The organism is Ornithinibacillus salinisoli (assembly GCF_042684965.1).
GTDB classification, from domain to species: Bacteria; Bacillota; Bacilli; order Bacillales; family Amphibacillaceae; genus Ornithinibacillus; species Ornithinibacillus salinisoli.
Genome location: NZ_JBHUMI010000016.1, coordinates 61518 through 74430, shown reverse-complemented (window position 1 = coordinate 74430; position 12913 = coordinate 61518). Strand labels below are relative to the sequence as shown.

At 34.4% G+C, this 12913-nt stretch carries 14 protein-coding genes and 1 riboswitch; of the genes, 1 reads left to right on the top strand and 13 read right to left on the bottom strand.

Translation table 11 applies throughout. The annotated features are described in order from the left end of the window. Positions 1-81: 81 nt before the first annotated feature. Positions 82-1011: a DHH family phosphoesterase gene (locus ACFSTA_RS10965; protein WP_377557369.1), complete on the bottom strand. Its 930-nt coding sequence runs from the start codon at positions 1009-1011 to the stop codon at positions 82-84. Positions 1012-1147: 136 nt separating this feature from the next. Here ACFSTA_RS10965 and ACFSTA_RS10960 point away from each other — a divergent pair, with 136 nt between their 5' ends. Further along, positions 1148-1444: a YtpI family protein gene (locus ACFSTA_RS10960; protein WP_377556732.1), complete on the top strand. Its 297-nt coding sequence runs from the start codon at positions 1148-1150 to the stop codon at positions 1442-1444. Positions 1445-1468: 24 nt separating this feature from the next. On the opposite strand, the gene ACFSTA_RS10955 is transcribed toward ACFSTA_RS10960, so the two are convergent. The 12 genes from ACFSTA_RS10955 to ACFSTA_RS10900 all read right to left on the bottom strand — a co-directional run bounded on the left by ACFSTA_RS10955 (position 1469) and on the right by ACFSTA_RS10900 (position 12625). Further along, positions 1469-2776, bottom strand: coding sequence for a DRTGG domain-containing protein (locus ACFSTA_RS10955; RefSeq protein ID WP_377556731.1), 1308 nt, complete (start codon positions 2774-2776; stop codon positions 1469-1471). An 81-nt stretch (positions 2777-2857) separates the two neighbouring features. After that, entirely contained in the window at positions 2858-3076 is a 219-nt protein-coding gene (locus tag ACFSTA_RS10950) for a hypothetical protein (RefSeq protein ID WP_377556730.1), read from the bottom strand. A 236-nt stretch (positions 3077-3312) separates the two neighbouring features. Beyond that, a complete protein-coding gene (locus ACFSTA_RS10945) occupies positions 3313-4719 on the bottom strand; it encodes a type IV pilus modification PilV family protein (protein ID WP_377556729.1) in 1407 nt (468 codons plus the stop codon). A 2-nt stretch (positions 4720-4721) separates the two neighbouring features. Next, a complete protein-coding gene (locus ACFSTA_RS10940; protein ID WP_377556728.1) occupies positions 4722-5144 on the bottom strand; it encodes a type II secretion system protein in 423 nt (140 codons plus the stop codon). A gap of 3 nt (positions 5145-5147) precedes the next feature. After that, a complete protein-coding gene (locus ACFSTA_RS10935) occupies positions 5148-5603 on the bottom strand; it encodes a prepilin-type N-terminal cleavage/methylation domain-containing protein (protein ID WP_377556727.1) in 456 nt (151 codons plus the stop codon). A gap of 218 nt (positions 5604-5821) precedes the next feature. Then, entirely contained in the window at positions 5822-6454 is a 633-nt protein-coding gene (locus tag ACFSTA_RS10930; protein WP_377556726.1) for a hypothetical protein, read from the bottom strand. Then, entirely contained in the window at positions 6447-7046 is a 600-nt protein-coding gene (locus ACFSTA_RS10925; protein ID WP_377556725.1) for a PilN domain-containing protein, read from the bottom strand. Before ACFSTA_RS10925 ends, ACFSTA_RS10930 begins: the two co-directional genes overlap by 8 nt. Next, positions 7036-8046 (bottom strand): type IV pilus biogenesis protein PilM, encoded by a 1011-nt coding sequence (gene pilM / locus ACFSTA_RS10920; RefSeq protein WP_377556724.1) that lies wholly within the window; start codon positions 8044-8046, stop codon positions 7036-7038. The genes ACFSTA_RS10925 and pilM overlap by 11 nt, the downstream gene beginning before the upstream one ends. Before the next feature lie 151 nt (positions 8047-8197). Then, positions 8198-8617 carry a type II secretion system protein gene (locus tag ACFSTA_RS10915; RefSeq protein WP_377556723.1) on the bottom strand — a complete coding sequence of 140 codons (420 nt, stop codon included), beginning with the start codon at positions 8615-8617 and terminating at the stop codon, positions 8198-8200. A gap of 86 nt (positions 8618-8703) precedes the next feature. Next, on the bottom strand, positions 8704-9915 hold the full coding sequence (locus ACFSTA_RS10910; protein ID WP_377556722.1) for a type II secretion system F family protein: 1212 nt from the start codon (positions 9913-9915) through the stop codon (positions 8704-8706). After that, on the bottom strand, positions 9915-10958 hold the full coding sequence (locus ACFSTA_RS10905; protein ID WP_377556721.1) for a type IV pilus twitching motility protein PilT: 1044 nt from the start codon (positions 10956-10958) through the stop codon (positions 9915-9917). Before ACFSTA_RS10905 ends, ACFSTA_RS10910 begins: the two co-directional genes overlap by 1 nt. Before the next feature lie 11 nt (positions 10959-10969). Further along, on the bottom strand, positions 10970-12625 hold the full coding sequence (locus ACFSTA_RS10900) for a GspE/PulE family protein (protein ID WP_377556720.1): 1656 nt from the start codon (positions 12623-12625) through the stop codon (positions 10970-10972). Between the two features lie 129 nt (positions 12626-12754). Further along, a riboswitch (cyclic di-GMP riboswitch) is annotated at positions 12755-12838 on the bottom strand. Positions 12839-12913: the final 75 nt, after the last annotated feature.

The following is a 12913-nucleotide window of genomic DNA, read 5'->3' as shown; positions in this document are numbered from 1 at the left end:
ATATGGTTAAAATAACAATAATGAACGATTACCATAGCTAATAGCATTGATTTATTTAGACAAATCAATGCTATTTTATTATTATTTTGAATTACTTTGACAGGCCATTTCTAAGTCCTCTATTACCTGTTCCGTCTCCTCCCAAGAGTACACAGAAGCACCTGCAGCTAACGGATGTCCACCACCATGATATTTTGCAGCAATTTCATTAATAACTGGTCCCTTTGAACGGAGTCTAACACGTATTTGTTCATCTTCTTCTATAAAAAAGACCCATGCTTTAATCCCATCAATATCACCTAATATGCCAACTAATTGTCCAGATTCTGTTGGACTTACATGAAACTCATGTAAAATATCTTTCGTTAATTTCACTATACTTAATCCACTTGGTGATAAGGTAAAGTTCTGTAGAATATATCCTCTTAGTCGAGCGATATGATCCTTTACACTATATATCCCATCATATAATTTCGGTCTGTCAAAATCATATGCAACTAAATCCGCAGCATATTGAAGAGTTTTCTTCGTTGTACTAGGAAATAAAAACCTGCCAGTATCTCCAACAATTCCACCGTAAAGTAATCTGGCAGCTTCATCATTCATTTTCAATCCTTCATTCTTATGTTTTAAATAAAATTCATAAATCATTTCACTTGTAGAACTAGACGTAGTCTCTACCCAGGCTACATCTCCATAAGCATCAACATTAGGGTGGTGGTCAATTTTGATAATGTGATCACCTAACAGATACCTTTGATCATCAATTCGTTCCGTATTTGCAGTATCACAAATAATAACTAGTGCTTGATTAAAAACTTCATCATCAATATGATCCATTTTAACTAAGAAAGTTAAGGAAGGGTCGTCTTCTCCAACCACGTACACTTTTTTGGATGGAAACGAATGTTTTAACATTTCCCCTAACCCAGCTTGAGATCCCAACGCATCTGGGTCTGGACGTACATGACGGTGAATAATAATTGTATCGTATTGTTTTATAAGTTCCATGATTTTGTTCGTGGTCACCTTAATTTCTCCTTTATATGTAATATATTTGTCACTTCTTATCCTAGCGTTCTTGCCTAAAACAAGCTACAATATGAATTGAGCCTATTTGAAATCTAAACTAGGAGTAGATAAACAAATGATTATTTTTCCAATACTTATTGTTCTTTCTGTTGTTTTATATGTATATTATAAAGTGGCAATTTTAAAAACAAAGGACAGATTGACTCAAGCATATTTTAATGCAAAATCTCGAATTTGTCTTGGTATCTTCCTTTTAGTCTTCGGTATTAATCAATATATATTTTATGGAACAAGAATATCCCTCTTTATCGGAATCGTATTTATTTTTCTTGGTATCTTACAATCCCTACGAGGTATACGCGAAACAAAGCATTATCGTAGTGAATGGAGACGTTTAAATCCAGCTGACTAGGTCCACTAGTCAGCTTTTTTACATTCAGCGATCCATGATTTGTGCCATTAATAATGCTTTTCCTACTAGTTTTTTCTCGTTGAAAACTTCTACATCAATTTTTGCATAAATACGTCCAGCTTCTAATAATTTAGGTTTTATTGTAATCGTACTATCTATTGGAACGGGCTTTATGAAATAAACGGTCAAATTTTCCACAACTAATTCGCCTTTTTTCACATGTACTAACATTCTACTGCTTGCTTCAGTTACGAGCGAAGTGAACACCCCGTTGGATAAAGTCCCTAATTGATTCGTCATTTGTGGGATGACTTTTGCTTGATATGTAACTTCATCATCCTCAAGTTCTACCATATTACTAGAAACAATATCATCTATCGTTTCCCCAATTTGCGGTTGTCTTTGTATTTGTTGAAGTGCTTTTATCACATCTTGTCTGGAGACAATTCCTTGTAATGTAGCAGCTTGATCTACAACAGGAACCACTTCGATTCCTTCCCAAACCATCATATGTGCCACGTATGCTACAGAAGTTTTTGATTGTACAACAATTGGATTCTTCGTCATTACTTTTTCGATTAAAACATGACTATCTTTTCCGATAATGTCCTTTGAAGTTACAATTCCAATAACACGCCTTCTCTCATCTAATACAGGGAACCGTGTATGCGTTGATTGTTCATTTAAATCATACCACCGCTCCACTGTATCCTTCGCTGTTAATGAGAAGGCTTCCTCAGAAGGTGTAGATATATCACCTACAAATACGATCTCCTTTTTAATGAGTTGATCATAAATTGCCCGATTAATCATAGCCGCTACCGTAAACGTGTCATAGCTTGTTGAGATAATAGGAAGTTGTTTTTCATCAGCGAGTTTCTTGATGTAATCTTCTGTATCGAATCCACCCGTGATCAATACAGCCGCTCCCTCATTTAGTGCTAGTTCATGTGCCTTCACCCGGTTTCCAACGATAAGCAAGGAATCAGCAGCTGTATAGCGCATCATCGCATCGAGTTGCATGGCACCGATAACAAATTTATTAAGGGTTTTATGCAGACCTTCTCTCCCACCTAATACTTGTCCATCAACAATGTTTATCACTTCTGCAAATGTAAGCCGTTCAATATTTTCCTTCCTTTTGCGTTCAATTCGAACAGTACCTACTCGTTCAATAGTACTTACGAGACCTTGATTTTCTGCTTCTTTTATGGCACGATATGCCGTTCCTTCACTAACATTTAGATTTTTTGCAATTTGGCGTACAGAAATCTTATTGCCAACATTCAATGAAATAATATGTTGTATAATTTGTTCATGTTTTGTAGCCATGACTGATCACCGACTTTCAACTGTACTAGTCCAAGTATTTACTATTATTATACAGTTGATTCTCATGAACCTCAATAAATATTAGTGTTCGCGCTGTCTAATTTCTTCCTGTTCCATAACTGGTGGTGGGTTCATTCGTAATAGTGTTGCAAAATTTGCTCCAACTACAAGTGTGAAAAATACGAGCCATGTCCCCCAGAAAACGGCTTCTAGTTGTGACGATGCTACTGGTATAAGTGGCCAAGCAAAATATAGAAAGAAACCGGCTAGTAGTAAACGTAGAATTGCGTAGTGACGCATGTTAATTCCTCCTTTCTATATCGAGTTTATGAAAGGAGTGTTAGATTCATTCTTTAGTTTCCAAAATATAAGAGCAGGGGTACTTAAGGAAGTCCACTGAACACCAAATAGTACTTGTTCGTAATTTAAATATGACATCAATAAATAAGACATTGTTACAATTTGAACAATGTCTCTACACTTATTATTAAGATTTACTATTTATATCGATACCAAGAGTTGAAGTCTTCAAGTCATCAATTATACTCAAAGTATGGTAATATCTCAGGAGGATCTCCTAATAAAAATTGCTTTTCGGTAGTCGATGTACTAAAGTTACATTCCGTTTCAAAATCAGTTGTATTAACATCTGATTCATTACTATCCTTTGCAAAAATCATACTAGAACTAGTAGTAGTAATTTTCTTGTTATGATGACTATAACCATTTATACATAATTTAGCATTGCTTGATAATTCAACTTTATCATTAAAATTTGCATCTCCATCAATAAAGAAGGTTGAATCATTTAATTTTAATTGTTTGTTAAAATTTGTATAAGCATCTACATAAACCTCAGAACCATTAATTGTGATATGGTCATTTAATACAGCACTCCCAAAATACGCATAAGAATTGAGGATATCAATCTTTTTATTAAATTCTGCCTTCCCTGTTATATAAATTTTCGAACCACTATTTATACTTGTTTGATCATTAAATATAACATTTTCATCTGCAAACATATCAGAGTTGACATGATTCAAGCTTTTATTAAAAATAGCCCGCCTTCCAAAGTAAGTAATTGAATCATCTGTAAAATCGACCCTACCATTAAAGTCTGAATAACCCTCAACATATAAATTAGAATTAGTAAAACTTGATTTTTTATTTAACTCTGAATTTCCTATAACATATAGTGTAGAAGAAGTGGTTTCTTCCATTTTGCTATTTACATTTATTCCACCAGTTATTTTCACTATTGAATTATTAAATATTGGAGCAGAATTATTATACGTTTTATTTCCATTAATTTTACAGTCTAAATTAGAGTAATCAATTTCCCTCTGAGGGGTGCAAATAGTATTACTATTAGGCTCTTCAATCTCATCTCCTGTTGGTAGCGGAATCCCTTCTACCTCTCGTTCAACTATAGTAATAAAGTTGGTGAAATCAATTGTTAGATCGGCTTGAATTTTACTTTCTTCGCCATTAATTTTACCAATACTATTTGATTTAAATTCAATTTGTTCCTCGGTGAAATTTGGAGTTATACTTATGTCGGTAATCTCAAAGTGGGCATTCTCCATATCCTTTATCGGTACAGTTGTAGATTGTAACTCAATATTGTTCATGAATAATGTAATTGCTATTTGCGTGTAATAATTATCAGAATAACCGCTATTAACATTCCATTCTGCTTCAACTTGATCGCCAACAGCTTGTAAAATAGCATCAGAAACATTGGTTACAGTATACTGAAAATACTGTCCCCCCATCTCAGCCAATTCAATAGACTGTGATCGTTTCTCAACCGCCGTATTTTGCTTCATGCTGGAGATTGATTGTGTCATAAAGGTTAATAATAGTATCATAAATATCGTGAATACCATTAACACAGATACGAGTGCATAGCCACTGTTACTCTTTAAGATAGATCTCATCATTACTCCCCACTCTTTAATCGATATAGTATTGTCTCCATACTAAACAAATTACTTTCATCATTTTTGTCTTCAACTGTTATCGTGAGGTTTATATCCTCATTGTTTGGAGTAACATTTCCAGTAAAGTCTGAGCTAATGCATAGCTGAGAATGATCAAACCTTTTTATTTCGGAACTGTTAGATACGGTTATCGCACATTCCGAGTTTTCGATTTTATATGGTTCTGGTGTTTTCTGGTGAAAATTTACTAATGAAGCTACAATAAGTTGGGTTTCTTGCTGCATTCTGCTTTTCATCATGGAATCTTGTGAAAAATTATATCCTTGTAAAAATACATTCCAAATGATGATACCCACAATGGAGAGAATCGTAATTGTAGCTAACAGTTCTATTAATGTTATACCTTGTTCATTTCGGCTCATAACTCACTCCTCCACTATGATATAACCAAATCTCTCACCAATCACTGTATTATTTTCGTCCAGTAATTGAACATGAATTTGATGTGCTTTAACAGGTTCTGATGCTAAATCTGAGTCTTTCGCAATATTAACAATTTCTTTTTCATTACCTCTATCTTTTTCTGCGTAAAAATATGTATCTCTTTCGGTTATAGCATCTGGTATTTCATTCAAAGTTGGATTGGAAAGAAAAGTCTTTAAATCTTGATTACTTTGCCATTCTAATAAAATTTGTTTTGCATCATTAACAGCTTGCGACTTGTCCTCGTTTTTCTGATTAAAAACTCCCATTTGCTGAAAGATGCTCATAAGTGAAATTAGAATAATAGTTAATATGGTAATGGAAAGTAATACTTCAAGGAGAGTAATCCCATTTTCATTACAAAATATCTTTAATCTTTTCCTATTAAATCTTTTCATTGTGGATATAAACCTCGCAATCCTTAAATGAACTATTATTTAGGATAATTCTAAATCGATACTACAACTATCAAATCTCACTTATTTAGAAGAAGATTAACATAATTAGAACTAACCGTTCCTAGAACATTTTTTACATTTTTAACCTTAGATTGTTATCACACATTTTAACCCAACCTACTACATCGAGATATTTATAAACGTCATTGATCAATTCCTTATTTCTTATAATAAAATGTCGAAATCGTTACATTTGATGTAATAGTTTCTGCTTGATTTTCTTTTATTTGAATCTCTTTTTCAGCTGGTTTTTGAAAATTCAAAGAGCTAACCGTCATTAATCGCTCTTGCTCTTCAATTTGTTTAATAAATTCATGAAAATGTTCATAATCTGGTGAAGTTACTGTTATCGTTATCGAGATTACTTCTAGATTATCTGGCTTTTCTTCCAAATTAATTCCTGTTTTTATTTCTTCGGTCTCCTCTTCTGTTACCATTCGTTGTGCCACAGTTCCACCATATGAAAAGCTAATATTTTCAAAACTACTTCCACTAATCCGTTCAATTTCTTGCAATGTAAGAATTAACCCTTCTATAGCAGGATTCATTGGGATTTTATTCGATACACTATTAAGATCATTGTTTTCATTTTCACTCGCTTCATCCATATTTTCTATCTCAGTACCAAGGTTAGCAACTTCATTTTCAAGTGTTCTAAGTTGACCTTCCTTCGATTTTAACTCCTGAATATTTGGTTGAAAAAAGAAAAAGAAAATAACTAACAATAGTAAAAATAATAACCCTAGAAGTAGAAGGAGAATTTTTCTGTTCTCTTGAAATAGATTATTCATCCCCATCTACCTCCTCTTTCAAGTATTTATCGTTTACAATAATAGAATAGCTAACCGTATAGAATGAAGTAGTAATTTCGTTATCTTCTCCGTCCTCTTTATCCTGTTTAACAGGCACCTCAATCGCATTCAATTGATTTACTTTAACATCCGTGACGTAGTCTGATTCAGTTAGTTTTGTAACATAATCTGCGATATCATCCATTGTTTCAAATTGCACTTCAAATTCCACCGATTCAACACTATAATTGTAATTGCTTAAGTAGCTATTTTCAGGTAATAACACCATTAATTCATTAATAAAATTTGATGTTGGAGTAACATGATGTTGTGCATAGGCTAATACATTTTCAAATAAATCTATCGTTTCATCTGTACCAGTCGATGACAGCCGTGCCTCTAAAAGTTGCCTCTCCTGATTTAAATTTTCTATGTTTTGATTTGTATCTTCCAGATTATTGTTTACATGAAAATAAAGGAAAGTAATCGCTGCTAATAGTATTAAAAATATGAGTAATCCACTAATAAACAAGATATATAAAGCTGAGCTTTGCCGCTCTATTTTAGGTAAGAGATTCACTTCAGGAAGCATTTGTGTTACCCCCTTTTAATGCCAAACCTAAAGCAGGTATAAACTGGGGTCCTATTTCTTTATCCTCTACACTCGATATAACACTTCCTAATAATCGAGTAGGAATGTCAAAATGGTTTTCTGCACTTTGATAAAATTCATCTATAAATGGGTGATCTCCCAAAATGATCAGTTCATTAACCATTTCCTCCCCTTTTTTCATGGAAAAGCGGTAGAAATTCATAATTCGTTCTAATTCAACAATCTGATCTTCCACTACACCTCGAACATCCTTTTCATCTTCTTCATATTTCCATTTTATTTTACCGAGATTTTCGTATTTCGAACTCGAATCGACTAAATGTAGATCTAAGGTTTGGTATCGTAAAAATTCCAATTGATGTCTCTTAAAAATACTTATATTAAATGAAGTAACATCTAGTTCTATAATTATATACACATGATTTCGATGTACATTATTCATATGATAAAAGTAACGATAAACACCCAGTGCTTCTACATCTGCAGCTACTGGTTTTAAAGAGACATCATCAAAAATTTCTGTATACTTCATCATTTCTTCCTTTGGAGCAGCAAAGAGTGTTGCGGGAAGAAGTTCATCCTCCGACTCTATCCCCTCTCCGTTCAAAGGAAGATAATGAACATCAAAAACTGGGTCTTTAAATGGTAAATGAAGTGATTTTCCAATTTCTTCACGAAAATATTCATCTATCTCTTTGTCCCGTAAGTTCATAGGGAATTTTACTTGACGCATAATGACAAGAGAATTCGGCACATAAAAACGAACATGGCGATTCTTAACCCCAAATTCTTTTACAAATTTCTTCATGAATTCAAAAAAACCGATCTCATCAAGTATTTTTCCATTTTCGATTAAACCAAAAGGAATAGCTTTTTCCTTTATTTTTATTGATGAAATATTAGAACCATTTATTTCGACCATACGAATGACATAGTCTTCAATTACAAGATTGATTACTTTAGCTGGTTTACCAAACATGTTTATCACCATCCTGTTTAATACGTGAAAAACTTAGAGTTCAATTCCTTTTACGATATCACCATTATAGTAATCATGATATCGTAAAAAGAGTTGTTATTTATAAGTATTCCCAGCACAGATTGTGCTGAGAATAAGTTAAAAAATTATATTAATTAGTACATATATCTCTTCCTTGAGAACTTAAATCAGCTTTTGTCTTATTGTTAAACGAACATTCGGTTTCATCAGACGTCACAGTAAATTCACCATCCGTATCTGGAACAATTGTAAAATCATAATTTTCGTCAGCATTATCAAATGGATTCACTAGATTATCGTTAAAAGTATTTAAAGTACTCGCTGTGATTTCTTCACTAATTTCTTCACCACTTGCGTGAGCAAGTTCAGCTGCAGAAATAGCCTGAATTGCATTTGCAATATGTGCATCTTGTCTAGAATTCTCAATAATATTTCCGACAGATACAAATGCAATTCCACCAATAATAGCTAAAATAACAATTACCGCAAGTAACTCAACCAAAGTCAAACCTCGTTCATCATTTTTGAGTAAATCGAATAACTTTTTCATCCTTATTCCTCCATTGTGTTTAATTTAAAATAATTTATAAGTACAACTACGTCCTGCTATACTCACCTCCCCAAGCATTTCCCATATTAAATTTCCGAGTAGATCGAAAACATTGGAACCATGATAGCAATCACGATAAACCCTACGACAATCGCTAGAATAACAATCATCAATGGTTCAATTAAGGATTTCAACGTGTCGACTGTACGATCAACATCCTCCTCATAAAAATCCGCAACCTTAGAAAGCATAAAATCTAGCTGACCTGTTTGTTCACCAATTGCAATCATTTGTGTAACTAACGGTGGGAAGACCCAGCTATTCTTTAATGGTTCCGATAACGGTCTTCCCTGTTCCAGGCTTTCACGAGATGCTAATATTAACTTGCCAATTACCGGATTACCAACAACTCTTTCTACAATTGTTAATGCTTGTAAGATTGGAACAGAACTAGAAACAAGGGAAGATAATGTTCTAGTCATCCGTGCAATAGCAGATTTCTGTAGCAACTTACCGAACACTGGCAATTTAAATAAAATGAAATGGGTATAGAAATGAAATCTTTTATCATTTTTATATAAAAGTAGGACTACACCAATAAACAACGCTATAACGATCAATCCAAGCCACCAAGCTTCTTTAATAACATTACTCATACCTACTACTAGTTCGGTAATAGCTGGTAGTTCTCCACCAAATTCAGTAAAAGTTGCTGTTATACTAGGAACTATTGACACCATCAAAAAGATCACAACTGCAATAATAATTATCAATAGAACTGCCGGATAAGCCAGCGTCGATTGAACCTTTTTCTTTATGTTATTTTGTTTCTCAAAATAACTGGCTAATCGATCCAATGTATCATCCATATTTCCAGTTACTTCCCCCGCACGGAGCATATTAACAAATAGAGTTGGAAAAATTCTCGGTTGTTTTTCAGCTGCCGCAGAAAAAGCATGTCCTTCCTTCAAATCTTTTTCCACTAAATAGAGTGCTTTTTTCAACCCTTTACTTTCTGTTTGCGCAGCAAGAATAGTAGTTGCTTCGACAATGGAAACTCCTGCACGAATTAAAGTGGCAAATTGCCTACAATACAGGACAAAGTCTTGATTTTTAACCGAGTTTCCTCCTAGTGAAATATCTTTGTTAAAAATAGTTGCCTTTGTTTCTGTTAAATCACGTGGGCTAATCCCTTTTTCTCGAAGCTCGGCTATGGCCAGGGATCTGGAGACACTTTCTATTGTTCCTTTTTTCAATATTCCTTTTGAAGTTCGCCCGACATATTTATACACTGGCATTAATAATCACCTACACCAGGAAGGAATTCCTTAGCAACTTCGTTTTGTATCAATCCATTTGTTAGTAAGTTCGTGATAGACATCTCTAAGGTATGCATTCCTGCAGAACGGTTCGTTTGTAAAACATTCGGAATTTGATCTACCTTCTCATTACGAATTAAGTTTCCAACCGCGGGTAAATTGACTAAAATTTCTGTCGCAGCTATTCTTCCTGATCCATCAGTTCTTGGAAGTAGTCGTTGCGAAATTACTCCTGTAAGAACAGATGCTAGTTGAATCCTGATTTGAGCTTGTTGATGTGGTGGAAATACATCAATTATGCGATTAATTGTTTGTGCAGCACTATTCGTATGTAAGGTTGCCAGTACGAGATGACCTGTCTCAGCAGCGGTAAGAGCAGTTGAAATCGTTGTGTGATCTCGCATTTCACCAACTAATATAATATCTGGATCTTGTCTTAAAGCAGATCGTAGTCCGTTGGCAAAACTTTGCGTATCCGTACCAACTTCTCGTTGATTAATGATAGATTTCTTATGGCTATGTACAAATTCAATCGGATCCTCAAGAGTTATTACATGCTTCGATTTACGTTGATTTACATAATCAATCATAGCCGCCATAGTAGTTGATTTTCCAGACCCTGTTGGACCAGTTACTAGAATTAACCCCTGAGATTTCAGTGCTAATTCTTGTAAGACCGTAGGCATTTGCAATTGCTCCAATGAAGGAATTGCTTGTGGAACGACTCTTGCTACAATTCCAATATTCCCCAACTGATGATATACATTAATTCGATAGCGAGAAACATTTTTTATACTATAGGAAGTATCGATCTCGCCTTCGTTCATTAAGCGATCCCAATCTGATTCTGATAGTAATTCTCTAGCGAGTTCTTCTGTATGATTTCGTGTCAACACTTCTTCTCCGTTGAGAATTAGGTTCCCATTAATTCGATAAACAGGGGGAGAATCTACTGTAAGATGCAAATCGGATGCTTGGCTAATATATGCTTTTTTCAAGAGTTCATTGATAGTAAATAGCAATTTAATCCCTCCTATTCCATTGAAGCAACTCGCAATACTTCTTCCGTCGTCGTTAATCCCTGTGATACCTTTTCTAGACCGTCCTCAATTAAAAATTTTATACCACTTTTTTTGGCATAATCTCTTATTTCCCCTCTAGTACTTGTATTCATAACGAAACGTCGGATCTGGTCATCAATAGGAAGAACTTCATGTATGGCTATCCTTCCGCGATATCCAGTCATCCCACAGCTAGAACATCCTTTTCCTCTATTGACAGATGTTACTTCAATTCCTGCTTTATTAAATAGTTCCATTTCACGTTCTGTAACACTTACCTGTGTATTGCAATCCGAACATATTCTTCTTACTAATCGCTGACCGACAATACCATTTAATGAAGAAGCAATTAAAAAGGATTCAATACCCATATCGATTAAGCGAGTTAATGCTGCAACAGCACTATTTGTATGTAGTGTACTTAAAACAAGATGTCCAGTTAATGAAGCACGAACGGCAATTTGTGCTGTTTCAAAATCACGAATTTCACCAATCATAATTATATCTGGATCTTGACGTAAGATAGATCGAAGACCATTTGCAAACGTCATACCGATTTCCTCTTTCACCTGTACCTGATTAATACCTTGTAGCTGATATTCAACTGGATCCTCGATTGTAACAATATTCACTTCTTCACTATTTAGTCGATTTAATGCAGCATATAGCGTAGAGGATTTCCCTGAACCTGTAGGCCCGGTAATAAGGATAATTCCATTTGGCTTTTCAATCATACTTTTAAAATTTCTTAAATTACTTGTCGTAAATCCTAATTTATCTATATCATTTAATGCATTTGACAAATCTAGTATCCGCATCACTATTTTTTCCCCATAGACAGATGGAAGGGAAGAAACACGGATATCGAGCGGTTTATAATTGATATCCATTTTTATCCGTCCGTCCTGAGGGATTCGGCTTTCCGTAATATTGAGATTACTAATGATTTTAATCCGCGCAATGAGTACGTTTTGCATATATCGAGGTAATGCTCTCTCTGTTCGAAGCATCCCATCTACGCGATAACGAACTCTCAGCTCCGTTTCTTGTGGATCAAAATGAATATCACTTGCTCTCTGGGCTACTGCATTAGCTATAATTTGATTGACAAGTCGTACAATCGGAGAATCTTCATCTGTAATCCCTGTTTCATCAATACTTTCCTCTGGTGCAAAGTCTCCCATTACCTCTTTAATCGATTCCTGTATATCATAATACTTTGTAATTGTTCGATATAGTGAATCCTTGGTCGCAATACCAGGAGTAATCTGAAAACCAGTTGCCATCCGAAGTTCTTCCATTGCAAAATAGTCCATGGGATCAGCCATCGCGACAAAAAGCTTGTTGCCATCGACCCTAATTGGCATGACCGTATGTCTTTTTGCTAATTCTTTTGGGACTAATTGTACTAGTTCCTCGTCTATTGGATATTGATAAAGATTGATATGCGGAATTCCAAGTTGAAATTCAAGTACCTCAATTAATTGTTGCTCTGAAATATACCCTTCTTTAAGTAACGCATCGCCTAACTTTTCATCAGATGATTTTTCAGAAAGTGTTGCAGCTAATTGTTCTTCCGTAATTAACCCTGAGTGAACAAGCAAATCCCCTAGTCTCTTTCTAGCCATCGAATATCTCACCTCCATCACAATAAAATTATATTTTTAGGATAGTTAATTACTAACGCTTCTTATGTAGTATTTTATTCCTAGTCAACTAGTAAAAAAAGACAATAAAAGCCCCTACATAATCATAAATTGTGTAAAGGCCGGTTGCATCAGTAGCTCAACACGATCGAGATGCCCATAATAAGATCGTATATCAAAGCTTCCTCTTTAATTGTTGTTTAGTACTTTCGTATTAATTTTATAGTATCAACGTATTACATATTCGTCAACAACATTCCGATGTTTCCC

Excerpts from the sequence above, each read along its gene's own strand:
- ACFSTA_RS10935 (WP_377556727.1), bottom strand. The coding sequence starts at position 5,603 with ATGAAAAGATTTAATAGGAAAAGATTAAAGATATTTTGTAATGAAAAT.
- ACFSTA_RS10900 (WP_377556720.1), bottom strand. The coding sequence starts at position 12,625 with ATGGCTAGAAAGAGACTAGGGGATTTGCTTGTTCACTCAGGGTTAATT.
- ACFSTA_RS10910 (WP_377556722.1), bottom strand. The coding sequence starts at position 9,915 with ATGCCAGTGTATAAATATGTCGGGCGAACTTCAAAAGGAATATTGAAA.
- ACFSTA_RS10955 (WP_377556731.1), bottom strand. The coding sequence starts at position 2,776 with ATGGCTACAAAACATGAACAAATTATACAACATATTATTTCATTGAAT.
- ACFSTA_RS10925 (WP_377556725.1), bottom strand. The coding sequence starts at position 7,046 with ATGCTTCCTGAAGTGAATCTCTTACCTAAAATAGAGCGGCAAAGCTCA.
- ACFSTA_RS10930 (WP_377556726.1), bottom strand. The coding sequence starts at position 6,454 with ATGAATAATCTATTTCAAGAGAACAGAAAAATTCTCCTTCTACTTCTA.
- pilM (WP_377556724.1), bottom strand. The coding sequence starts at position 8,046 with ATGTTTGGTAAACCAGCTAAAGTAATCAATCTTGTAATTGAAGACTAT.
- ACFSTA_RS10960 (WP_377556732.1), top strand. The coding sequence starts at position 1,148 with ATGATTATTTTTCCAATACTTATTGTTCTTTCTGTTGTTTTATATGTA.
- ACFSTA_RS10965 (WP_377557369.1), bottom strand. The coding sequence starts at position 1,011 with ATGGAACTTATAAAACAATACGATACAATTATTATTCACCGTCATGTA.
- ACFSTA_RS10945 (WP_377556729.1), bottom strand. The coding sequence starts at position 4,719 with ATGAGATCTATCTTAAAGAGTAACAGTGGCTATGCACTCGTATCTGTG.
- ACFSTA_RS10940 (WP_377556728.1), bottom strand. The coding sequence starts at position 5,144 with ATGAGCCGAAATGAACAAGGTATAACATTAATAGAACTGTTAGCTACA.
- ACFSTA_RS10915 (WP_377556723.1), bottom strand. The coding sequence starts at position 8,617 with ATGAAAAAGTTATTCGATTTACTCAAAAATGATGAACGAGGTTTGACT.
- ACFSTA_RS10950 (WP_377556730.1), bottom strand. The coding sequence starts at position 3,076 with ATGCGTCACTACGCAATTCTACGTTTACTACTAGCCGGTTTCTTTCTA.